Raw genomic sequence first — 22,225 nt, forward strand, 5'->3', positions numbered from 1 at the left:
AGCATGTCTGAAGAAAAATTAGGTCAACATTATCTCGCCGCGCTGAATGAGGCTTTTCCGGGCGTCGTGCTGGACCACGCCTGGCAGACCAAAGATCAGCTGACTGTCACCGTAAAGGTGAACTACCTGCCGGAAGTGGTGGAGTTTCTTTACTACAAACAGGGTGGCTGGCTGTCGGTGCTGTTTGGTAACGACGAACGCAAACTGAATGGTCATTACGCCGTTTACTACGTGCTGTCGATGGAGAAGGGCACTAAGTGTTGGATTACGGTTCGCGTCGAAGTTGACGCCAACAAACCGGAGTATCCGTCCGTGACGCCGCGTGTTCCGGCGGCAGTGTGGGGCGAGCGTGAAGTGCGCGATATGTACGGTTTGATTCCGGTTGGTTTGCCGGATGAACGTCGTCTGGTGCTGCCGGATGACTGGCCGGATGAACTTTATCCGCTGCGTAAAGACAGCATGGATTATCGTCAGCGTCCGGCGCCGACCACCGATGCTGAAACCTACGAGTTCATCAACGAACTGGGCGACAAGAAAAACAACGTCGTGCCGATTGGTCCGCTGCACGTCACTTCTGACGAACCGGGTCACTTCCGTCTGTTCGTCGATGGCGAAAACATTATCGACGCCGACTACCGCCTGTTCTACGTCCATCGCGGCATGGAAAAACTGGCGGAAACCCGCATGGGTTACAACGAAGTGACCTTCCTCTCTGACCGTGTGTGCGGGATCTGCGGCTTCGCCCACAGCACCGCCTACACCACGTCGGTGGAAAACGCGATGGGTATTCAGGTGCCAGAACGCGCGCAGATGATCCGCGCCATTCTGCTGGAGGTGGAACGCCTGCACTCGCATCTGCTCAACCTCGGCCTCGCCTGCCACTTTACCGGCTTTGACTCCGGCTTTATGCAGTTCTTCCGCGTGCGTGAAACCTCCATGAAAATGGCAGAGATCCTTACCGGTGCGCGTAAAACCTACGGCCTGAACCTGATCGGCGGGATTCGTCGCGATCTGCTGAAAGACGACATGATCCAGACCCGCCAGCTGGCGCAACAAATGCGTCGTGAAGTGCAGGAGCTGGTGGATGTGCTGCTGAGCACACCGAACATGGAACAGCGCACCGTTGGCATTGGTCGTCTGGACCCGGAAATCGCCCGAGACTTCAGTAACGTCGGCCCGATGGTCCGCGCCAGCGGTCACGCCCGTGATACCCGTGCCGATCATCCGTTTGTTGGTTATGGCCTGCTGCCAATGGAAGTGCACAGCGAGCAGGGCTGCGATGTTATTTCCCGTCTGAAAGTGCGTATCAACGAAGTCTATACCGCGCTGAACATGATCGACTACGGTCTGGATAACCTACCGGGCGGCCCGCTGATGGTGGAAGGCTTTACCTACATTCCGCACCGTTTCGCGCTGGGCTTTGCCGAAGCGCCGCGCGGCGACGATATCCACTGGAGCATGACCGGCGACAACCAGAAGCTGTACCGCTGGCGCTGCCGTGCCGCGACCTACGCGAACTGGCCGACCCTGCGCTACATGCTGCGCGGCAACACCGTTTCCGATGCGCCGCTGATTATCGGTAGCCTCGACCCTTGCTATTCCTGTACCGACCGCATGACCGTGGTCGATGTGCGTAAGAAGAAGAGCAAAGTGGTGCCGTACAAAGAACTCGAGCGCTACAGCATTGAGCGTAAAAACTCGCCGCTGAAATAAGGAATCGCCATGTTTACCTTTATCAAAAAAGTTATCAAAACCGGCACGGCGACCTCGTCTTATCCGCTGGAGCCGATTGCGGTTGATAAAAACTTCCGTGGTAAGCCAGAGCAGAACCCGCAGCAGTGCATCGGCTGCGCGGCCTGCGTCAATGCCTGCCCGTCAAACGCCTTAACGGTTGAAACTGACCTCGCCACAGGAGAGCTTGCGTGGGAGTTTAATCTCGGGCGCTGCATCTTCTGTGGACGCTGCGAAGAAGTCTGCCCGACGGCGGCAATCAAACTGTCGCAAGAGTACGAACTGGCGGTGTGGAAGAAAGAAGATTTCCTGCAACAGTCCCGCTTTGCGCTGTGCAACTGCCGCGTCTGCAATCGTCCTTTCGCTGTCCAGAAAGAGATCGACTACGCCATTGCGCTGCTTAAGCACAACGGCGACAGCCGCGCGGAAAACCACCGCGAAAGCTTTGAGACTTGCCCGGAATGTAAGCGCCAGAAATGCCTGGTGCCGTCCGACCGTATTGAACTGACTCGCCATATGAAAGAGGCCATCTGATGAGCAATTTATTAGGCCCCCGTGACGCCAACGGCATTCCGGTCCCGATGACGGTGGATGAGTCCATCGCCAGTATGAAGGCGTCGTTACTGAAAAAAATCAAACGTTCTGCCTATGTTTACCGCGTGGACTGTGGCGGCTGCAACGGCTGTGAAATCGAAATTTTCGCCACTTTGTCGCCGCTGTTCGATGCAGAACGCTTCGGCATTAAAGTCGTTCCTTCACCGCGTCATGCGGATATTTTACTGTTTACCGGGCGCGGTCACCCGTGCAATGCGATCCCCTGCGCTACGTGCGTGGCAGTCCGCGCCGGACCCGAAAATCTGTATCTCCTACGGTGCGTGCGGTAACAGCGGCGGCATTTTCCACGATCTTTACTGCGTGTGGGGCGGTACGGATAAAATCGTCCCGGTGGATGTTTATATCCCTGGCTGCCCGCCAACACCAGCCGCCACGCTGTACGGCTTTGCAATGGCACTCGGCCTGCTGGAGCAGAAAATTCACGCCCGTGGGCCGGGTGAGCAGGATGAACAACCGGCGGAGATCCTGCATGGCGATATGGTGCAGCCGCTGCGTGTGAAAGTGGATCGAGAAGCACGCCGCCTGGCGGGTTATCGTTACGGTCGTCAGATTGCCGATGACTTCCTGACGCAATTAGGGCAGGGCGAAGAACAGGTTGCACGCTGGCTGGAAGCGGAAAACGATCCGCGTCTGAACGAGATTGTCAGCCATCTGAATCATGTTGTTGAAGAGGCGCGTATCCGATGAGTGAAAAGGTGGTGTTCAGTCAACTGAGCCGTAAATTTATTGATGAGAACGATGCCACGCCCGCCGAGGCGCAGCAGGTGGTCTATTACAGCCTGGCGATTGGTCACCACCTTGGGGTTATCGATTGCCTGGAAGCGGCGCTCACCTGCCCATGGGATGAATATCTGGCATGGATTGCCACACTGGAGGCGGGCAGCGAAGCCCGCCGCAAAATGGAAGGTGTGCCGAAATATGGTGAGATCGTCATCGACATTAACCATGTGCCGATGCTGGCCAATGCATTCGATAAAGCCCGGGCAGCGCAAACTTCGCAGCAGCAGGAATGGAGTACAATGCTGTTAAGTATGCTGCATGATATTCATCAGGAAAACGCCATCTATTTGATGGTGAGGAGACTGCGTGACTGACGTTTTACTCTGTGTTGGCAATAGCATGATGGGCGATGATGGCGCAGGCCCGCTGCTGGCGGAAAAGTGCGCCGCCGCGCCGAAAGGTAACTGGGTAGTGATTGACGGCGGTAGCGCACCGGAAAACGACATCGTCGCCATCCGTGAACTGCGCCCTACGCGGTTACTGATTGTCGACGCCACGGATATGGGGTTAAACCCCGGCGAGATCCGCATCATCGACCCGGATGACATCGCCGAGATGTTTATGATGACTACCCATAATATGCCGTTGAACTACCTTATCGATCAGTTGAAAGAAGACATTGGCGAAGTGATTTTCCTCGGCATCCAGCCGGATATCGTCGGCTTTTACTACCCGATGACCCAGCCGATTAAAGATGCGGTAGAAACCGTTTATCAACGACTGGAAGGCTGGGAAGGGAACGGCGGATTCGCGCAGTTAGCGGTGGAAGAAGAGTAGTTTTTCAGTAAGGAATTCAGGGGATTGAACATCAGAACAGGGATGTGCGCTTTTTTATTGAGCTTGGTGCTGCCTGCACAGGCCACCAGCTTTACCGAATATCTGCCGATGAGTGACGGCGAATATGCGCAAAAGCGGGTGCTGAAACCTCTCCTGACCATGCCTTATGATGCCGAGAAAACCTGGCATTTTATAAAAGTGGGCGTTGCTGGCGTGACGCTTGAAAAGATGCCAAACGATGATAGTGAATGGCAATTGAACGGTAAAGATCGCGCCGGTAAATCCTGGTCTGTGCCTGTGGGGGTGCTGCAAAATATGGCGGGTAATGCGCAACTTTACCGTGCCGATCTTGATCGTAACGGCATTCAGGATCTGGTTATCTGGCGGGGTATTTCAGGAAATGGTCTGGCACCTAACGCGTTTTTGATTCTGATGACCTTTAATCAGAAAGGTCGCCCGTGTGTTTTTCAGTCCGATGGTTTTTATACCGCAAGTGAAACTGGCATTGATGATTTGCTGGATTTACAAAGGAATGGTCACACGCAATTGCTGGATATGCAGTTTAATTCTGGTTACTGGATAACCAGTCTGTATCAGGTAAAAGACGCCAAATGGCAGCGTGTTCACGGCTGGTTTGGCAAGTTAAGCTATCCCGCGCTCACGCGCTTTACTTATACCCCCAACCGTAAACTCCTCCTCAAACCCATCGCCGGACGCGACCCGCAAACGGAAGATCTGGCGCTGACGCAGCGTTGCTTGATAAAGGGGGATGTGCTTGATGGGGTGAACCAGAACTGACTTTTTGCAGAGTGGCTATGAGGGGGATTACGTGCAGACAGACTTCACGTTACTACAGAGAGAACAAAGAATGACTGCTAATGCTGCACGCGCTGTTAAAGCAACAAGAGAACTGGTCAATGCAGTCCCCTTTCTGGGAAGCAGTGACTCAGAAGATGATTATCGTGAAGCACTGGAACTGGTCGAATTTTTGATTGAAGAAGATGACACCAATCCACTTATCGACTTTCTGGCGAGCCGCATTGCAGAGTATGAAAACAACCACGAAAAGTTTGCAGAGTTCGACAAAGCCGTTGCTGCAATGCCGGTTGGCGTGGCGTTACTTCGCACGTTGATTGATCAACATAATCTGACCTATGCGGATTTGAAGAACGAAATCGGCTCTAAATCCCTGGTCAGTCAGATTTTGTCTGGACAACGATCCCTGACGATATCCCACATTAAGGCACTTTCAGCCCGATTTGGCGTTAAGCCGGAATGGTTTCTTTGATTTTGACTGATGCCAGCCCCCAGATTGCCCGATGCGCTGCGCTTATCGGGCCTACATGGTTCGTGCGACACGTAGGCCGGATAAGGTGTTCACGCCGCATCCGGCACTGTTACTCACTCTAAATCTTCACCGTTACTGGCAATCACTTTTTTATACCACCAGAACGATTTCTTACGCGTGCGCGCCAGCGTACCGTTGCCTGCGTCGTCACGGTCTACGTAGACAAAACCGTAGCGCTTGCTCATTTCACCCGTTGAGGCGGAAACCAAATCAATACAGCCCCAGGTGGTGTAGCCCATCAGCGGAATGCCGTCTGCAATCGCTTTGCCCATTGCGCGGATATGTTCGCGTAAATAGCTGATGCGATAGTCATCGTTAATCTCACCATTGGCAGCAAATTCATCTTTTGCGCCCAGGCCGTTTTCCACCAGAAACAGCGGTTTCTGATAACGGTCGTACATCATATTCATGGTGATACGCAGACCGAGTGGATCAATACCCCACCCCCAGTCGCTCACTTGCAGATACGGGTTACGTAGCGATTTCACCACGTTCGCCGCACTGCTGTTATTGGCGTTCATCTCCGCCGAGGCGCAGCGCGAGGCGTAATAGCTGAAAGAGACAAAATCGACGGTATTTTTCAGGATTTCATCATCGCCAGGTGCTTTGTCGATGGTTACCCCTTTTTCGCGGAATACGCGGGCAGAGTAAGCCGGATACGCGCCCCGCGCCTGCACATCGATAAAAAACAGGTTTTCCCGGTCTTTCTCCAGCGCCGCCCAGACATCTTCCGGCTTGCAACTGTAAGGGTAGAAGTTACCGCCCGCCAGCATACAGCCCACCTGATTTTGCGGGTTAACCTCATGGGCGATTTTGGTGGCTAATGCACTGGCAATCAGTTGGTGATGCGCGGCCTGATATTTCACCTGATCCTGATTTTCCCCTTCTTCAAACACCAGACCCGCGCCGGAAAACGGGCTATGCAACATAATGTTGATTTCATTAAAGGTGAGCCAGTATTTCACCAGACCATCAAATGCTTCAAAGCAGGTCCGGGCGTAGCGGCTGAAAAACGCCACCAGCTTGCGGTTACGCCAGGAGCCATATTCGGTGACCAGATGCATCGGCACATCGAAGTGGCACAACGTGACCAGCGGTTCGATACCGTACTTTTTACACTCTTCAAAGACAGAACGATAAAAAGCAATGCCCTGCGGGTTGGGCGTGATTTCATCGCCCTGCGGGAAGAGGCGGCTCCAGGCAATTGAGGTACGGAACACTTTGAATCCCATCTCTGCCATCAGGGCGATATCTTCTTTATAACGATGATAAAAATCCGTCGCCTCATGGCTGGGATAAAACTCGTCATCGCGCAACTGAAAACGTTTTTCCAGCCCCAGTTTCACCGCCATTCGATGCTCGCCGTGTGGGATCATATCGACCGTGGTCAGCCCTTTGCCGCCTTCACGGTACGCGCCTTCAGACTGGTTGGCGGCAAGCGCGCCGCCCCATAAAAAACCTTGCGGAAATACTGACATTTTCATCCTCAATTAAGACTTACTTCTTTGGCGACGGTCGGTTGTGCGCTCTGATGCTTTCGCGCCTCGGCAGCCGCTTCCTCAACAGGAATATCCTCAAAGCCGAGCAACAGTGTGAGGATAAACGACAGCACCACCGCCAGCGCCATGACGGCAAACACCCAGACGATGCTCATTGGATTCGCCGGATCGAAGAACTGCACGCTGGTAAATAGCCCCGGCGCTGCCATTGAGTGGCTGGCAAGCCCCGCCATACCGGCAACCGCGCCGCAAATAAGACCGCTGATAAGACTGGCGATAAGCGGACGTTTCAGGCGAAGAGCCACGCCGTATAACGCCGGTTCGGAAATCCCCGCCATAATGGCTGATGCCGCCGCTGCCAGCGCCGTCTGGCGCAGTTCCGGGTTTTTCGTTTTCCACGCCACCGCCAGTGATGAACCGCCCAGCGACAGGTTAGCGCCGATCTCTGACGGCATGACCATCCCTTCTTTGCCGGTTTCGGCAATGGTCTGAATGATGGTTGGCGTAAAGACGCGGTGCATCCCGGTCATTACCAGCAGAGGCCACAGTGCGCCCATAATGGCGACTGAAAGCCAGCCCAGATAACCATGAATGGTGTAAACCAGCGCCGAAATGGCGCTACCGATCCAGATACCAATCGGGCCAATTAGCAGGATTGCCAGCGGTGCGGCAATCAACACAATCAGCATCGGCTTGAGGAAGTTTTTGGTCACCGCCGGTGTAATGCTGTCCACCCAGCGTTCGATATATGACAGGCACCAGGTCATCACCAGCGCCGGGATCACCGTGTAGGTGTATTTCACCGCGGTGACCGGGATCAGGGCAAATTCGACATGTTCCCCCTGGGCCGCTTTCGCCATCAGTTCAATAAAACTCGGATGTACCAGCACACCCGCGATGGCAATCGCCAGCGACATATTGGTTTTAAATTTGATGGCGGCAGATGCCGCGACCATCAGCGGCAGGAAGAAGAAAGCACCGTCACCAATCACATTCAGAATGGTTAAGGTCGGCGATCCTTTTGTCAGCACGCCGCTCATCTCGAGGATCATCGCCAGCAGTTTGACCATCGATCCGCCGATAATCGCCGGGATCAGCGGTGACATGGTGCCGATCAGCGCATCGAGGATCCCCGCACCAATGCGACGCAGCGTGAGTTTGGGTTTACCCACGGGCAGGGCGGGTTGCATATCTCCCGGCAGCAGGCTGACGACTTCCTGAAAGGCTTGTGAAACGGTATTGCCGATAATCACCTGACACTGGTTGTCACTACGTACCACGCCGAGCACGCCGGGGATGGTTTTTAACGTCGGGCTGTCGATAAGCGCATCATCTTTGATAACAAAGCGCAAACGCGTCATACAGTGCGTGACCGCCGAGATGTTATCAACGCCGCCCAGTGCCGCTATCACCGAGCGTGCCAGCGCCGCATAATTTTTGGCCATCGGATTTTATCCTGTTATCAGTAGGGTAGATGTAGTTGTTATCAGTCGACGTGACGGAAAAATGCCGATGCTGAAACGGAATTAAGAAACCGGTTTCACAAAATCATGAATAGTTGTCAAAAAATAAGCAAGAGAGTGAATTGTTCATTTTTTATATTTGTGAAACCGGTCACCTGAATATTTTTCCCGCTGATTGCGCAAGGACAATCGGCAAACGGTGCAGTACACTGCGTTGATTGCGTGTAAAGGGATGAAAATGATGACGACGATGCTGGAAGTGGCGAAGCGCGCCGGGGTTTCAAAAGCGACCGTTTCCCGCGTGCTTTCTGGTAATGGCTACGTCAGCCAGGAAACTAAAGATCGCGTGTTTCAGGCGGTAGAAGAGAGCGGTTACCGTCCAAACTTGCTGGCGCGCAATCTGTCGGCGAAGAGTACTCAGACGCTGGGGCTGGTAGTGACCAACACGCTTTACCATGGCATTTATTTTAGTGAATTACTGTTTCATGCCGCGCGAATGGCGGAAGAGAAAGGGCGACAGTTGCTATTGGCAGATGGCAAACATAGCGCCGAAGAAGAGCGCCAGGCGATTCAGTATCTGCTGGATTTGCGCTGCGACGCCATTATGATTTACCCGCGTTTTTTAAGCGTGGATGAGATTGATGACATTATTGACGCGCACAGTCAGCCGATAATGGTGCTTAATCGCCGCCTGCGCAAAAACAGCAGCCATAGCGTCTGGTGCGATCATAAACAGACCAGCTTTAACGCCGTGGCAGAGTTGATAAACGCCGGACATCAGGAGATTGCTTTCCTTACCGGCTCGATGGATTCTCCCACCAGCATTGAACGTCTTGCCGGGTATAAAGACGCGCTGTCGCAGCATGGTATTGCGCTCAATGAAAAACTTATCGCTAACGGTAAATGGACGCCCGCCAGCGGGGCCGAAGGGGTAGAAACGTTGCTCGAACGTGGGGCTAAATTTAGCGCGTTAGTTGCCAGTAACGACGATATGGCGATAGGTGCGATGAAAGCGTTGCACGAGCGCGGCGTAGCGGTGCCAGAGCAGGTGTCAGTTATCGGATTTGATGATATCGCAATTGCCCCCTATATCGTTCCGGCGCTCTCCAGCGTAAAAATTCCGGTGACTGAGATGATTCAGGAAATTATTGGACGGCTGATTTTTATGCTCGATGGCGGGGATTTCTCACCGCCGAAAACCTTCAGCGGAAAATTGATCTGCCGCGACTCACTCATTGCCCTTTCGCGGTAAACATTGTCATCACATGTCATCGTCACTAGTGTCGATGACATCGTTTTTCCTGCATTACAGAAATTAATTTCCTTAAATAACAGTGAATTAAAAACTGGCATGATTTGTGAATGTATCGGCGCATTAACTGTCATTGCTGGAGAATTTGATGAACCGTTTCATCATTGCTGACGCGAGTAAATGTATTGGTTGCCGTACCTGTGAAGTGGCGTGCGTGGTTTCTCATCAGGAAAATCAGGACTGTGCATCGCTGACCCCGGAAACATTTTTACCGCGTATCCATGTCATTAAAGGTGTGAACATTTCCACGGCGACAGTCTGCCGTCAGTGTGAAGATGCACCGTGCGCTAACGTCTGCCCGAATGGTGCTATCAGCCGTGATAAAGGGTTTGTTCATGTCATGCAGGAACGTTGCATTGGTTGCAAAACCTGCGTTGTGGCTTGCCCGTATGGCGCGATGGAAGTGGTGGTACGTCCGGTGATTCGCAACAGCGGCGCGGGGCTGAATGTACGGGCTGACAAAGCTGAAGCCAATAAATGCGACCTGTGCAACCATCGTGAAGACGGCCCGGCGTGTATGGCGGCTTGCCCGACTCATGCGCTGATTTGTGTCGATCGTAATAAACTTGAACAACTGAGCGCAGAAAAAACGTCGCCGTACGGCGCTGATGTTCTAAAAATCTTACAGAACTGTTCTGGCATCAAAGGAATTCCCGGAAATATTCGTAGAATACGGAGCGGGCGGTATCGCCGACCTGTGACTGCCGGATGCGACGCTGTCGTGTCCGGCTGGACGGGTTACGCAATTCATGATGGCGGGAATAACTCAATGGCAAAAAACACATCTTGCGGTGTCCAACTGCGTATTCGTGGCAAAGTGCAGGGCGTCGGTTTTCGTCCGTTTGTCTGGCAGCTGGCACAGCAATTAAATCTTCACGGCGATGTCTGTAATGACGGCGATGGCGTAGAAGTCCGGTTGCTGGAAGACCCGGAAACGTTTCTTGTTCAATTGCATCAGCACTGCCCACCGCTGGCGCGTATTGATAGCGTCGAGCGTGAGCCGTTTATCTGGCCACAGCCGCCCACCGAGTTCACCATCCGCCATAGCACAGGCGGCACCATGAATACGCAAATTGTCCCGGATGCCGCCACTTGCCCTGCTTGCCTTGCCGAAATGAATACCCCAGGCGAACGGCGTTATCGTTATCCGTTTATCAACTGTACTCACTGTGGCCCGCGTTTCACCATTATTCGCGCGATGCCTTACGACCGCCCGTTTACCGTGATGGCGGCGTTTCCGCTATGTCCGGCCTGTGATAAAGAGTACCGCGACCCGCTCGATCGTCGCTTCCACGCCCAGCCGGTGGCCTGCCCGGAGTGTGGCCCACATCTTGAATGGGTAAGTCATGGTGAACATGCAGAACAAGAGGCGGCATTACAGGCAGCTATCGCACAGTTAAAAATGGGCAACATTGTCGCCATCAAAGGGATTGGCGGATTTCATCTTGCCTGCGATGCACGTAACAGTAACGCGGTGGCGACACTGCGGGCGCGCAAACATCGCCCGGCGAAACCGCTGGCGGTCATGTTGCCAGTGGCAGAAGGTTTACCAGACGCTGCGCGCCAGTTGCTTACCACGCCCGCCGCGCCGATTGTGCTGGTGGATAAAAAATACGTACCTGAGCTTTGTGATGATATCGCCCCTGGCCTTAATGAAGTGGGCGTAATGCTCCCGGCTAATCCGCTGCAACATTTGCTGTTACAGGAACTGCAATGCCCGCTGGTGATGACCTCCGGCAACCTGAGCGGTAAACCACCGGCTATCAGCAACGAACAGGCGTTGTTGGATTTGCAGGGCATTGCCGACGGATTCTTGATACATAACCGCGACATCGTGCAGCGGATGGATGATTCAGTGGTGCGCGAAAGCGGCGAAATGCTGCGCCGTTCGCGGGGGTATGTGCCGGATGCGCTGGCTTTGCCTCCGGGCTTTAAAAATGTTCCGCCTGTGCTGTGTCTCGGCGCGGATCTGAAAAATACCTTCTGCCTGGTGCGCGGTGAACAAGCGGTGTTGAGTCAGCATCTGGGCGATTTAAGTGACGATGGCATCCAGATGCAGTGGCGCGAAGCGTTACGCCTGATGCAAAACATCTACGATTTTACCCCGCAATACGTTGTGCATGATGCGCATCCGGGCTATGTCTCCAGCCAGTGGGCGCGTGAAATGAATCTGCCGACGCAAACGGTGCTGCATCATCATGCCCACGCAGCGGCGTGTCTGGCAGAACACCACTGGCCTCTGGATGGCGGTGATGTCATTGCGTTGACGCTCGACGGTATCGGTATGGGGGAGAACGGCGCTTTGTGGGGCGGCGAATGCCTGCGGGTGAACTATCGCGAATGTGAGCACCTGGGCGGCTTGCCTGCGGTGGCGCTTCCGGGGGGCGATTTGGCTGCAAAGCAGCCGTGGCGTAACCTGCTGGCGCAGTGCCTGCGCTTTGTGCCGGAGTGGCAGAATTACCCTGAAACGGCAAGTGTGCAACAGCAAAACTGGAGCGTGCTGGCGCGGGCCATTGAGCGTGGAATTAACGCGCCGCAGGCATCATCGTGTGGACGTTTGTTCGATGCCGTAGCGGCGGCGCTGGGCTGTGCGCCAGCCACGTTAAGTTATGAAGGTGAAGCGGCTTGTGCTCTGGAGGCACTCGCAGCTTCGTGCCACAGAGTGACGCATCCGGTGACGATGCCGCTGGTGGACAATCAACTGGATCTCGCCACCTTCTGGCAGCAGTGGCTGAACTGGCAGGCTCCGGTTAATCAACGTGCGTGGGCGTTTCATGATGCGCTGGCGCAGGGTTTTGCCGCGTTGATGCGTGAGCAGGCCACGATGCGTGGTATCACTACGCTGGTATTTAGCGGCGGGGTTATTCATAACCGTTTGCTGCGTGCACGTCTGGCGCATTATCTCGCAGATTTCACGTTGCTCTTTCCGCAGAGTTTACCGGCGGGTGATGGCGGCTTGTCTCTGGGGCAGGGGGTTATTGCTGCGGCTCGTTGGTTAGCGGGTGAAGTCCAGAACGGATAAAGCGTGTTGCATTTGGACACCATTGCCGGATGCGGCGTAAACGCCTTATCCGGCCTACACGTGCGCTCCCCGTAGGTCGGATAAGATGCGCCGGCGTCGCATCCGACATTTTAGGCACAGTAGGCGGATGCGACATGAACGCATTATGTGACCAACACATGCGCTCCCCGTAGGTCGGATAAGATGCGCCAGCATCGCATCCGACATTTTAGGCACAGTAGCCCACCTACATCGGCAATGTTTTCAACAATCCAAATGCCTCTTTCATCCGATCCTCACTGACCACAAAGGCGCGAAGCTGGTCAGCATCGTCAACGCCGCGCGCCACCATTCCCTGGCGTTCAGTATTAATCTGCCAGCGTAAATCCTGACGCTGGGTTTCGCCTGCCAGATGCAGCGGTAATTCCGGCGTTTTGATTTTCACCAGCATCGCCGGTAGTTTCAGCGGCGTGTTATTGCCGAGAAGATTTTTTGCCAGCACCATCGCGCTAAGTTGAATCGGCTGGAGGAACGGCAATACCTGACCGTTAATTTCCGCGCAATCGCCCAGAGCGTAAATATCGGCATTACTGGTTTGCAGATAACTATCGACGCAAACGCCGCGATTAATCGTCAGCCCGGCGCGTCGTGCCAGGGCTGTTTCCGGGCGCAGTCCGGTGGCGGCAATTACCGCATCCACTTCGATGCTACGCTGGCGGTCCAGCGTTGCCAGAATGCCAGAATCCGTTTTTTCCAGCCCCTGCAACTGAGATTTCAACAGCAGATGAACGCCCATCTCCGTCAACCGATGCTGCAAGCGGCTGCTTACTTCCGGTGGCATTAACGACGCCAGAATACTGGCAGCGTTGTCGATTAGCGTGACCGCTTTGCCTGCCCGACAAAAATCCATCGCCAGTTCACTACCAATCAAACCACCGCCAACAATCAACACGCGTCGGGCATCCCGCAGTTGTGTTTCACAGGCGCGATACTCTTGCTGACTATTTAACGTCAGCATTAACTCACGCCCAGGCACTGGCGGGACAAAGGCACTGGCACCGGTTGCCAGCACCAGCTTGTCGTATTGCCACTGATTATTCTGGCTTTTCACCACATGGGCCTCGGTATCGATATCCGTCACCCAGGTGTGCGGAAACAGGCGCAGATTAAACTGCTCGGCAAATTCACCTGCCGTCTGGCGGGTAAGGTCGTCGGCACGTTGCCCCTGGCTGATAACATGGCTGAGATCAGGTTTGTTGTACTCATCCATGCTGTCGGCGGCAATCAGAGTTAATGGAATACTGGCGTCCTGTTTGCGAATATTTTTCACCAGTTGGCGGGCGGCGAAGCCCGAACCAATGATCACAATGCCGTTGCTCATTTTGCCTCCGATGCCAGTTCGTCAAAGACGTCTTTGCCGAGAGAGCATTCCGGGCAGAGGAAGCTATCCGGAACTTCACTCCACGGCGTTCCTGGCGCAACGTCCTGCATTGGCTCGCCTTTTGCCGGATCGTAAATCCACTGACAGACGCTGCACTGCATCCGTGGGCCGAGGTCAGCCGTCGTGGTGGCAGAGGTTTCTTCTTTAACCACCGTATTCACCGTGCTCTGCGGCAGCGGCGCGAGCGCCCACTGACGGGCGATTTCGCGACCGTGTTCACGGCATAACTCCAGAGCGTCCTGGTCCGGTCGCCATTTGGCTTTCAGGCTAAGCGACATTTCGAAACCCGCATCCTGCAGGCGCGTGGAAAGACGATCCACCGCACCGCCGCTCCAGCCGTGAGAGCCGAAAGCACTGGCGCGTTTGTTACGGAAGCGTAAACCAGTCATCTCCTCCACCAGCCCGGCGATTTTCGGCATCATCACGTTATTCATCGTCGAAGTCCCAACCAGTACGCCTTTTGAGCGGAAGACATTGGTCAGGATTTCGTTTTTATCGCTTCGGGCGACGTTGAAAATTTTCACCGCTACGCGCGGGTCGGTTTCCGCAATCCCCTGGGCGATAGCGTCAGCCATCATGCGGGTATTATTCGACATGGTGTCGTAGAAAATGGTGATTCTGTCTTCCTGATAATCCGCCGCCCATTTCAGGTACAGCTCGACAATTTGCGTCGGGTTATCGCGCCATACCACGCCGTGAGAGGTCGCTATCATATCGACTGGTAAGTTAAAGCCCAGGATCTCGGTAATTTTCGGCGTTACCAGGCGGCTGAACGGCGTCAGGATATTGGCGTAGTAACGCTGACACTGCTCGAAAAGCTCCGTCTGATCCACTTCATCGTTGAACAGATGCTCGTCGCAGTAGTGCTGACCGAAAGCATCGTTACTGAACAGCACCGCGTCGCCTGTCAGGTAAGTCATCATGCTGTCCGGCCAGTGCAGCATTGGCGTTTCGACAAAAATGAGTTGTTTGCCGTTGCCGATATCCAGCGTGTCGCCAGTTTTCACCACATTAAAATTCCACTCCGGATGATGGTGATGACCATTTATCGAGTCGATAGCGTTGGCAGTACAGTAAATCGGCGTATCGGGAATTTGCGCCATCAGTTCGGTCAGCGCCCCGGCGTGGTCCTCTTCTGCATGGTTAATCACGATGTAATCGATATCCGCCAGATCGATTTCATTACGCAGGTTCTGCACAAATTCGCGGCTGAATTTATGGTCGACGGTGTCGATCAGCACTGTTTTTTTCTTCGCGGATGAGGTAGCTGTTGTAGCTGCTGCCGCGCAGCGTTTTTATATTCCGTGCCGTGAAAATCACGTACTTCCCAGTCACGTTGACCCACCCAATGAATGTTATTTTTCACCACAATAGACATAGCAACCTCAATTTATTCAGCGTGTTCTAAAAAGATGTCTTGTTAATTGCAGATTGCGTGCCAGTTTTTTATCTGATTGTTTTTAATGTATAAATTAATTTATGCTCATTAGTGAGTAGTCAAAATGACTATCAATAAAATGGTCAATATGACAATATCAATAGTCAAATTGACAGTGAGGCAAAGATGAGTTTTTCCGTTGATGTGCTGGCGAATATCGCCATCGAATTGCAGCGTGGGATTGGTCATCAGGATCGTTTTCAGCGCCTGATCACCACGCTGCGTCAGGTGCTGGAGTGCGATGCGTCTGCGTTGCTACGTTACGACTCGCGGCAGTTTATTCCGCTTGCCATCGACGGGCTGGCGAAGGATGTACTCGGTAGACGCTTTGCGCTGGAAGGGCATCCTCGGCTGGAAGCGATTGCCCGCGCTGGGGACGTGGTGCGCTTTCCCGCAGACAGCGAATTGCCCGATCCCTATGACGGTTTGATTCCCGGGCAGGAGAGTCTGAAGGTTCACGCCTGCGTTGGCCTGCCGTTGTTTGCCGGACAAAACTTGATCGGCGCACTGACGCTCGACGGGATGCAGCCCGATCAGTTCGATGTTTTCAGCGACGAAGAGTTACGGCTGATTGCCGCACTGGCGGCGGGAGCGTTAAGCAATGCGTTGCTGATTGAACAACTGGAAAGCCAGAATATGCTGCCAGGTGATGCCGCGCCGTTTGAAGCGGTGAAACAGACGCAGATGATCGGTCTGTCGCCAGGTATGACGCAATTGAAAAAAGAGATTGAGATTGTGGCGGCGTCCGATCTCAACGTCCTGATCAGCGGTGAGACGGGAACCGGTAAGGAGCTGGTGGCGAAAGCGATTCATGAAGCCTCGCCAAGGGCGGTGAATCCGCTGGTCTATCTCAACTGTGCCGCACTGCCGGAAAGTGTGGCGGAAAGTGAGTTGTTCGGGCATGTGAAAGGAGCGTTTACTGGCGCTATCAGTAACCGCAGCGGGAAGTTTGAAATGGCGGATAACGGCACGCTGTTTCTCGATGAGATCGGCGAGTTGTCGTTGGCATTGCAGGCCAAGCTGCTGCGGGTGTTGCAGTATGGCGATATTCAGCGCGTTGGTGATGACCGCAGTTTGCGGGTCGATGTGCGCGTGCTGGCGGCGACTAACCGCGATTTGCGCGAAGAGGTGCTGGCAGGGCGATTCCGCGCCGATTTGTTCCATCGCCTGAGCGTGTTTCCGCTTTCGGTGCCGCCGCTGCGTGAGCGGGGCGATGATGTCATTCTGCTGGCGGGGTATTTCTGCGAGCAGTGTCGTTTGCGGCTGGGGCTCTCCCGCGTGGTATTAAGTGCCGGGGCGCGAAAATTACTGCAACACTACAGTTTTCCGGGGAACGTGCGCGAACTGGAACATGCTATTCATCGGGCGGTAGTGCTGGCGAGAGCCACTCGCAGCGGCGATGAAGTGATTCTTGAGGCGCAACATTTTGCTTTTCCTGAGGAGGCATTGCCGCCGCCAGAAGTGATGACAACGCCCGTCGTTAAGCAAAATCTGCGTGAAGCGACAGAAGCGTTCCAGCGTGAAACCATTCGACAGGCACTGGTACAAAATCATAACAACTGGGCTGCCTGCGCGCGAATGCTGGAAACTGACGTCGCCAACCTGCATCGGCTGGCGAAACGTCTGGGATTGAAGGATTAAATAATCCCGGCCTGATAGAAATCCTGCAGGTTAATCGCGCCGGTGAGTTTGCCGTTTTCATCCACCACCGGTGCGGCAGTGATTTTGCGCTTCATCAGAACTTCTTTGGCGTCGATGGCGCGACTTTGTGCCTGTAATGTGGTGCCGCCTGTCGTCATCGCTTCATTCACTGGCGTGGTGAGTGCGCCGCCGCCTACCAGCCAGCGACGTAAATCGCCGTCGGTAAAGACGCCTTGTACCTGTTGTTGAGCGTCACATACCGCCACCAGCCCCAGACCGGTGCGGCTGAGTTCCAGCATCGCATCCATCACGCTGGCGGTTAACGTCACCTGTGGGATAGCGTCATCACGGCGCATCAGATGATGCACTTTATTCAGCAAGCGAGCGCCCAGTGCGCCAGCAGGGTGGGAGCGGGCAAAATCTTCTTCATTAAATCCGCGCGCCTGCATGACCGCCATCGCCAGCGCATCACCCATCATCAGGGTATTCACAGTGCTGGAGGTCGGCGCAAGGTGCATCGGGCAGGCTTCGCGTTCTACGGAGATATCCAGCACCGCTTTCGCCGCCAGGCCCAGCGGTGACGTCGGTTTGCCGGTCATCGCCAGCAGCGCGATAGATTTATCGTCCAGACGCGGAATAATGAGATCCAGTTCCTTCGCGCCACCGGAGTAAGAGATAAACAGCATCACATCGCGGCTTTCGATCATCCCCAGATCGCCGTGCAGTGCTTCTGCCGGATGGACAAAAAAAGCCGGTGTGCCGGTACTGGCGAGTGTTGCGGCGATTTTCTTACCAATGTGGCCCGATTTGCCAATTCCCGAAACCACCACTTTGCCTTCGCAGTGCAGGATGATATTGGCGGCGCGAACAAAATCATCGCCCAGACGTTCCGGTAAACGGCTTGCTTCCTGCAACTCCAGCATTAACGTCTGACGTCCCGCGTTCAGTAGTGCTTCACTCATTGCTCTCTCCGGTTAAGGTCCATTTATTTATTCCAGCCAGGGATTGATGGCCGGAATGAGCGCTCATTATCCAGCGCTATGGGAAGGGAAACAACATATGTGAATTTAGTTACAACATACTTTAAGAAAAAATATGAACTGAAAGAAGAGACTAAAGAGAAATTGAGTGCCGAAAACAGACTACCGCTTCCTTGTGCTGGGCGGGATGCTTTACCATACTTGCCCCTGGTTGAATTTGTTAAATGGACCCCTCATGTTCAAGCATCGTTATGTAACATTGCTTCCCCTTTTTGTGTTACTTGCCGCCTGTAGCAGCAAGCCAAAACCGACTGAGACAACCACCGGAACGCCGTCCGGCGGCTTCCTGCTTGAGCCGCAGCACAATGTGATGCAGATGGGCGGAGATTTCGCCAATAACCCCAATGCGCAGCAGTTCATCGACAAAATGGTGAACAAACACGGTTTCGATCGTCAGCAGTTGCAGGAAATTCTCTCTCAGGCGAAACGTCTGGATTCGGTACTGCGGCTGATGGATAACCAGGCACCAACCACATCGGTGAAACCGCCATCAGGTCCGAACGGCGCATGGCTGCGTTATCGCAAAAAATTTATTACGCCGGACAACGTGCAGAACGGTGTGGTTTTCTGGAATCAGTATGAAGATGCGTTGAATCGCGCGTGGCAGGTGTATGGTGTACCGCCGGAAATTATCGTCGGGATTATCGGCGTTGAAACCCGCTGGGGGCGCGTGATGGGGAAAACCCGCATCCTCGATGCGCTGGCAACGCTGTCATTTAACTACCCACGCCGCGCGGAGTATTTCTCTGGCGAGCTGGAAACCTTCCTGCTGATGGCGCGCGACGAGCAGGACGATCCGCTCAATCTGAAAGGTTCCTTTGCCGGGGCGATGGGCTACGGACAGTTTATGCCGTCGTCTTACAAACAATATGCGGTAGATTTCAGCGGCGACGGGCATATCAACCTGTGGGATCCGGTTGATGCGATCGGTAGCGTGGCGAACTATTTCAAAGCGCACGGCTGGGTGAAAGGCGATCAGGTTGCGGTGATGGCAAACGGCCAGGCCCCAGGCTTGCCAAATGGTTTCAAAACCAAGTACAGCATTTCTCAGCTTGCTGCGGCAGGTTTAACGCCACAGCAGTCGCTGGGCAACCATCAACAGGCCAGCCTGCTGCGTCTGGATGTTGGAACAGGTTATCAGTACTGGTACGGTCTGCCGAACTTCTACACCATTACCCGTTATAACCACAGCACACATTACGCAATGGCGGTCTGGCAGTTAGGACAAGCCGTGGCGCTGGCGCGCGTACAGTAACTATCTGCAAGAGGGAGGTTAAACTTCCCTCTGCTTTCTTACTGTTTATTCGAATGACGTAATTGCCTGATTTTTTTTGACAGCGATTTCGCATATCCCAGGCAGACAACGCCTAACGCAGCCTGACCGAAGTCGAAAGGTTCAAGATAGCCAGAAGATAAAATCTTACATATCACTGAAACCAGTGCGCTGATACCACCAATGATGACCCACATACGCATTTGCGTGGTCTGTTTAAGCACGTTTTGAGGGGTGTTATCCGTTTTCTTTGTTGTCATTATTTTTCTCTCCCTGTGAATACCTGGCAATATGAACGCTGCATGGTAGCGTTTTTCTTTACCGGTTGGCCGCAACAGTCTTATTTCGGAATGCGACTCGTAAAATGAATCGCTGATCCCCATCTTCTGCGGGAAAGTGCTATCTTGTCCGGCATAAATTTTTTGACTGACAGAGGTTGTGATGACTGACAGTGAACTGATGCAGTTAAGCGAGCAGGTAGGGCTGGCGCTGAAATCCCGTGGCGCAACCGTAACAACCGCTGAATCCTGTACTGGCGGTTGGGTAGCGAAAGTGATTACCGATATTGCCGGCAGTTCCGCCTGGTTTGAACGCGGATTTGTCACCTACAGTAACGAAGCCAAAGCGCAGATGATCGGCGTACGCGAAGAGACGCTGGCGCAGCATGGCGCGGTGAGTGAACCTGTCGTGGTGGAAATGGCGATAGGCGCACTGAAAGCGGCTCGTGCTGATTATGCGGTTGCTATCAGTGGCATCGCCGGACCGGATGGCGGCAGCGAAGAGAAGCCTGTCGGCACCGTCTGGTTTGCTTTTGCCACAGCCCGCGGCGAAGGCATTACCCGCCGGGAATGCTTTAGCGGCGACCGCGATGCCGTGCGTCGTAAGGCGACGGCTTATGCCTTAAATACGCTGCGGCAACAATTTCTACAAAACACTTGATACTGTATGACTATACAGTATAATTGCTTCAACAGAACATATTGACTATCCGGTATTACCCGGCATGACAGGAGTAAAAATGGCTATCGACGAAAACAAACAGAAAGCGTTGGCGGCAGCACTGGGCCAGATTGAGAAACAATTTGGTAAAGGCTCCATCATGCGCCTGGGTGAAGACCGTTCCATGGATGTGGAAACCATCTCTACTGGTTCGCTTTCACTGGATATCGCGCTTGGGGCAGGTGGTCTGCCGATGGGCCGTATCGTCGAAATCTACGGGCCGGAATCTTCCGGTAAAACCACGCTGACGCTGCAGGTGATTGCCGCTGCCCAGCGCGAAGGTAAAACCTGTGCGTTTATCGATGCTGAACACGCGCTGGACCCAGTCTATGCACGTAAACTGGGTGTCGATATCGACAACCTGCTGTGCTCCCAGCCGGACACCGGCGAGCAGGCACTGGAAATCTGTGACGCTCTGGCGCGTTCTGGCGCAGTAGACGTTATCGTCGTTGACTCCGTGGCGGCACTGACACCGAAAGCGGAAATCGAAGGTGAAATCGGCGACTCTCACATGGGCCTTGCAGCACGTATGATGAGCCAGGCGATGCGTAAGCTGGCGGGTAACCTGAAGCAGTCCAACACGCTGCTGATCTTCATCAACCAGATCCGTATGAAAATTGGTGTGATGTTCGGTAACCCGGAAACCACTACCGGTGGTAACGCGCTGAAATTCTACGCCTCTGTTCGTCTCGACATCCGTCGTATCGGCGCGGTGAAAGAGGGCGAAAACGTAGTGGGTAGCGAAACCCGCGTGAAAGTGGTGAAGAACAAAATTGCAGCGCCGTTTAAACAGGCTGAATTCCAGATCCTCTACGGTGAAGGTATCAACTTCTACGGCGAGTTGGTTGACCTGGGCGTGAAAGAGAAGCTGATCGAGAAAGCTGGCGCGTGGTACAGCTATAAAGGTGAGAAGATCGGCCAGGGTAAAGCGAATGCGACTGCCTGGCTGAAAGATAACCCAGAAACTGCGAAAGAGATCGAGAAGAAAGTACGTGAGTTGCTGCTGAGCAACCCGAACTCAACGCCGGATTTCTCTGTAGATGACAGCGAAGGCGTAGCAGAAACTAACGAAGATTTTTAATCGTCTTGTTTGATACTCAAGGGGCGCATCTGCGACTCTGAGACGGATGACAAACGCAAAATTGCCTGATGTGCTACGCTTATCAGACCTACATGTTCTCTGCAATGTATTGAAGTTGCACGGTTTGTAGGACGGATAAGGCGCTCACGCCGCATCCGGCATGAACAACGCCACTTTGTCAGCAAAACCTGGGTCGCATCTGCGGCCCTTTTGCTTTTTAAGTTTTAAGGATATGCCATGACAGACTCAACATCCCGTCGCCCGGCATATGCTCGTCTGTTGGATCGAGCGGTACGCATTCTGGCGGTGCGTGATCACAGTGAGCAAGAACTGCGACGTAAACTCGCGGCACCGATTATGGGCAAAAATGGCCCGGAAGAGATTGATGCCACGGCAGAAGATTACGAGCGCGTTATTGCCTGGTGCCATGAACATGGCTATCTCGATGACAGCCGATTTGTGGCGCGCTTTATCGCCAGCCGTAGCCGCAAAGGTTATGGGCCTGCGCGTATTCGTCAGGAACTGAATCAGAAAGGTATTTCCCGCGAAGCGACAGAAAAAGCGATGCGTGAATGTGACATCGACTGGTGCGCACTGGCGCGCGATCAGGCGACGCGAAAATATGGCGAACCTTTGCCAACTGTCTTTTCAGAAAAAGTTAAGATCCAGCGTTTTCTGCTCTATCGTGGCTATCTGATGGAAGATATCCAGGAGATTTGGCGAAATTTTGCCGACTGAACGCATACGGTATTTTACTTCCCAGTCAAGAAAACTTATCTTATTCCC

The 22,225-nt window shown here is 53.8% G+C and carries 18 protein-coding genes and 3 pseudogenes; 15 read left to right on the forward strand and 6 right to left on the reverse strand.

Going from position 1 to position 22,225, the window contains the following annotated elements; genetic code table 11:
- Positions 1 to 3: 3 nt before the first annotated feature.
- The 7 genes and pseudogenes from hycE (at position 4) to CRI63_RS15030 (ending at position 5,191) form a co-directional block, all read left to right on the forward strand.
- Positions 4 to 1,713 (forward strand): formate hydrogenlyase subunit HycE, encoded by a 1,710-nt coding sequence (gene hycE / locus CRI63_RS15000; protein WP_001288122.1) that lies wholly within the window; start codon positions 4 to 6, stop codon positions 1,711 to 1,713.
- 9 nt (positions 1,714 to 1,722) lie between these two features.
- Positions 1,723 to 2,265, forward strand: a complete 543-nt coding sequence (hycF, locus tag CRI63_RS15005; RefSeq protein WP_000493785.1) for a formate hydrogenlyase subunit HycF — start codon at positions 1,723 to 1,725, stop codon at positions 2,263 to 2,265.
- A pseudogene (gene hycG / locus CRI63_RS15010) lies at positions 2,265 to 3,033 on the forward strand (formate hydrogenlyase subunit HycG). The gene hycF and the pseudogene hycG overlap by 1 nt, the downstream one beginning before the upstream one ends.
- Positions 3,030 to 3,440 (forward strand): formate hydrogenlyase assembly protein HycH, encoded by a 411-nt coding sequence (gene hycH, locus CRI63_RS15015; RefSeq protein WP_001291921.1) that lies wholly within the window; start codon positions 3,030 to 3,032, stop codon positions 3,438 to 3,440. Before hycG ends, hycH begins: the two are co-directional and overlap by 4 nt.
- Positions 3,433 to 3,903 (forward strand): hydrogenase maturation peptidase HycI, encoded by a 471-nt coding sequence (gene hycI / locus CRI63_RS15020; protein ID WP_000132961.1) that lies wholly within the window; start codon positions 3,433 to 3,435, stop codon positions 3,901 to 3,903. Before hycH ends, hycI begins: the two co-directional genes overlap by 8 nt.
- A 42-nt stretch (positions 3,904 to 3,945) precedes the next feature.
- Positions 3,946 to 4,701: a hypothetical protein gene (locus tag CRI63_RS15025; protein ID WP_135520001.1), complete on the forward strand. Its 756-nt coding sequence runs from the start codon at positions 3,946 to 3,948 to the stop codon at positions 4,699 to 4,701.
- A gap of 70 nt (positions 4,702 to 4,771) precedes the next feature.
- Positions 4,772 to 5,191, forward strand: coding sequence for a helix-turn-helix domain-containing protein (locus CRI63_RS15030; protein WP_135520003.1), 420 nt, complete (start codon positions 4,772 to 4,774; stop codon positions 5,189 to 5,191).
- A 113-nt stretch (positions 5,192 to 5,304) separates the two neighbouring features.
- Here CRI63_RS15030 and ascB read toward each other — a convergent pair whose 3' ends face one another.
- Both ascB and ascF read right to left on the reverse strand, forming a co-directional pair.
- The gene (gene ascB / locus CRI63_RS15035; RefSeq protein WP_135519983.1) at positions 5,305 to 6,729 is read right to left on the reverse strand and encodes a 6-phospho-beta-glucosidase AscB; all 1,425 of its coding nucleotides are present in this window, start codon (positions 6,727 to 6,729) and stop codon (positions 5,305 to 5,307) included.
- An 8-nt stretch (positions 6,730 to 6,737) separates the two neighbouring features.
- Positions 6,738 to 8,195 (reverse strand): PTS cellobiose/arbutin/salicin transporter subunit IIBC, encoded by a 1,458-nt coding sequence (ascF, locus tag CRI63_RS15040; protein ID WP_135519985.1) that lies wholly within the window; start codon positions 8,193 to 8,195, stop codon positions 6,738 to 6,740.
- Positions 8,196 to 8,454: 259 nt separating this feature from the next.
- Between ascF and ascG the strand changes: the two genes are divergently transcribed.
- From ascG to hypF, 3 genes and pseudogenes are all read left to right on the forward strand, one after another.
- On the forward strand, positions 8,455 to 9,465 hold the full coding sequence (gene ascG, locus CRI63_RS15045) for a DNA-binding transcriptional regulator AscG (protein WP_167852315.1): 1,011 nt from the start codon (positions 8,455 to 8,457) through the stop codon (positions 9,463 to 9,465).
- Positions 9,466 to 9,613: 148 nt separating this feature from the next.
- Positions 9,614 to 10,142 (forward strand): annotated as a pseudogene (gene hydN / locus CRI63_RS15050) (electron transport protein HydN).
- A gap of 152 nt (positions 10,143 to 10,294) precedes the next feature.
- Positions 10,295 to 12,547, forward strand: coding sequence for a carbamoyltransferase HypF (gene hypF, locus CRI63_RS15055; RefSeq protein ID WP_135519989.1), 2,253 nt, complete (start codon positions 10,295 to 10,297; stop codon positions 12,545 to 12,547).
- Between the two features lie 226 nt (positions 12,548 to 12,773).
- Here the strand turns inward: hypF and norW are convergent, their stop codons facing one another.
- Together norW and norV are read right to left on the reverse strand one after the other, a co-directional pair.
- Positions 12,774 to 13,907 carry an NADH:flavorubredoxin reductase NorW gene (norW, locus tag CRI63_RS15060; protein WP_135519991.1) on the reverse strand — a complete coding sequence of 378 codons (1,134 nt, stop codon included), beginning with the start codon at positions 13,905 to 13,907 and terminating at the stop codon, positions 12,774 to 12,776.
- Positions 13,904 to 15,345, reverse strand: a pseudogene (norV, locus tag CRI63_RS15065) (anaerobic nitric oxide reductase flavorubredoxin). Before norV ends, norW begins: the two are co-directional and overlap by 4 nt.
- Positions 15,346 to 15,531: 186 nt before the next feature.
- Between norV and norR the strand changes: the two are divergent.
- Entirely contained in the window at positions 15,532 to 17,046 is a 1,515-nt protein-coding gene (gene norR, locus CRI63_RS15070; RefSeq protein WP_135519993.1) for a nitric oxide reductase transcriptional regulator NorR, read from the forward strand.
- On the opposite strand, the gene gutQ is transcribed toward norR, so the two are convergent.
- Entirely contained in the window at positions 17,043 to 18,008 is a 966-nt protein-coding gene (gutQ, locus tag CRI63_RS15075; RefSeq protein WP_135519995.1) for an arabinose-5-phosphate isomerase GutQ, read from the reverse strand. The genes norR and gutQ overlap by 4 nt on opposite strands.
- Positions 18,009 to 18,261: 253 nt before the next feature.
- On the opposite strand from gutQ, the gene mltB reads away from it, so the two are divergent.
- Entirely contained in the window at positions 18,262 to 19,341 is a 1,080-nt protein-coding gene (mltB, locus tag CRI63_RS15080; RefSeq protein WP_130214443.1) for a lytic murein transglycosylase B, read from the forward strand.
- Between the two features lie 38 nt (positions 19,342 to 19,379).
- On the opposite strand, the gene CRI63_RS15085 is transcribed toward mltB, so the two are convergent.
- Complete coding sequence (locus CRI63_RS15085; protein WP_135520005.1) at positions 19,380 to 19,619, reverse strand: hypothetical protein; 240 nt, start codon at positions 19,617 to 19,619, stop codon at positions 19,380 to 19,382.
- 181 nt (positions 19,620 to 19,800) lie between these two features.
- Here CRI63_RS15085 and pncC point away from each other — a divergent pair, with 181 nt between their 5' ends.
- The 3 genes from pncC to recX all read left to right on the forward strand — a co-directional run bounded on the left by pncC (position 19,801) and on the right by recX (position 22,177).
- Complete coding sequence (gene pncC / locus CRI63_RS15090; RefSeq protein ID WP_130214441.1) at positions 19,801 to 20,298, forward strand: nicotinamide-nucleotide amidase; 498 nt, start codon at positions 19,801 to 19,803, stop codon at positions 20,296 to 20,298.
- A 79-nt stretch (positions 20,299 to 20,377) separates the two neighbouring features.
- Entirely contained in the window at positions 20,378 to 21,439 is a 1,062-nt protein-coding gene (gene recA, locus CRI63_RS15095; RefSeq protein ID WP_000963153.1) for a recombinase RecA, read from the forward strand.
- Between the two features lie 237 nt (positions 21,440 to 21,676).
- Positions 21,677 to 22,177 carry a recombination regulator RecX gene (gene recX / locus CRI63_RS15100; protein WP_130221556.1) on the forward strand — a complete coding sequence of 167 codons (501 nt, stop codon included), beginning with the start codon at positions 21,677 to 21,679 and terminating at the stop codon, positions 22,175 to 22,177.
- Positions 22,178 to 22,225: the final 48 nt, after the last annotated feature.

This window comes from Escherichia sp. E2661 (assembly GCF_004745185.1).
In the GTDB taxonomy this organism is placed as follows: domain Bacteria; phylum Pseudomonadota; class Gammaproteobacteria; order Enterobacterales; family Enterobacteriaceae; genus Escherichia.

Bases quoted from the DNA above. Each gene is read 5' to 3' on its own strand.
- hycH (WP_001291921.1), top strand. From the start codon at position 3,030: ATGAGTGAAAAGGTGGTGTTCAGTCAACTGAGCCGTAAATTTATTGAT.
- gutQ (WP_135519995.1), bottom strand. From the start codon at position 18,008: ATGAGTGAAGCACTACTGAACGCGGGACGTCAGACGTTAATGCTGGAG.
- ascG (WP_167852315.1), top strand. From the start codon at position 8,455: ATGACGACGATGCTGGAAGTGGCGAAGCGCGCCGGGGTTTCAAAAGCG.
- pncC (WP_130214441.1), top strand. From the start codon at position 19,801: ATGACTGACAGTGAACTGATGCAGTTAAGCGAGCAGGTAGGGCTGGCG.
- ascB (WP_135519983.1), bottom strand. From the start codon at position 6,729: ATGTCAGTATTTCCGCAAGGTTTTTTATGGGGCGGCGCGCTTGCCGCC.
- norW (WP_135519991.1), bottom strand. From the start codon at position 13,907: ATGAGCAACGGCATTGTGATCATTGGTTCGGGCTTCGCCGCCCGCCAA.
- CRI63_RS15030 (WP_135520003.1), top strand. From the start codon at position 4,772: ATGACTGCTAATGCTGCACGCGCTGTTAAAGCAACAAGAGAACTGGTC.
- hypF (WP_135519989.1), top strand. From the start codon at position 10,295: ATGGCAAAAAACACATCTTGCGGTGTCCAACTGCGTATTCGTGGCAAA.
- mltB (WP_130214443.1), top strand. From the start codon at position 18,262: ATGTTCAAGCATCGTTATGTAACATTGCTTCCCCTTTTTGTGTTACTT.
- norR (WP_135519993.1), top strand. From the start codon at position 15,532: ATGAGTTTTTCCGTTGATGTGCTGGCGAATATCGCCATCGAATTGCAG.
- ascF (WP_135519985.1), bottom strand. From the start codon at position 8,195: ATGGCCAAAAATTATGCGGCGCTGGCACGCTCGGTGATAGCGGCACTG.
- recA (WP_000963153.1), top strand. From the start codon at position 20,378: ATGGCTATCGACGAAAACAAACAGAAAGCGTTGGCGGCAGCACTGGGC.
- hycE (WP_001288122.1), top strand. From the start codon at position 4: ATGTCTGAAGAAAAATTAGGTCAACATTATCTCGCCGCGCTGAATGAG.
- CRI63_RS15085 (WP_135520005.1), bottom strand. From the start codon at position 19,619: ATGACAACAAAGAAAACGGATAACACCCCTCAAAACGTGCTTAAACAG.
- recX (WP_130221556.1), top strand. From the start codon at position 21,677: ATGACAGACTCAACATCCCGTCGCCCGGCATATGCTCGTCTGTTGGAT.
- CRI63_RS15025 (WP_135520001.1), top strand. From the start codon at position 3,946: ATGTGCGCTTTTTTATTGAGCTTGGTGCTGCCTGCACAGGCCACCAGC.
- hycF (WP_000493785.1), top strand. From the start codon at position 1,723: ATGTTTACCTTTATCAAAAAAGTTATCAAAACCGGCACGGCGACCTCG.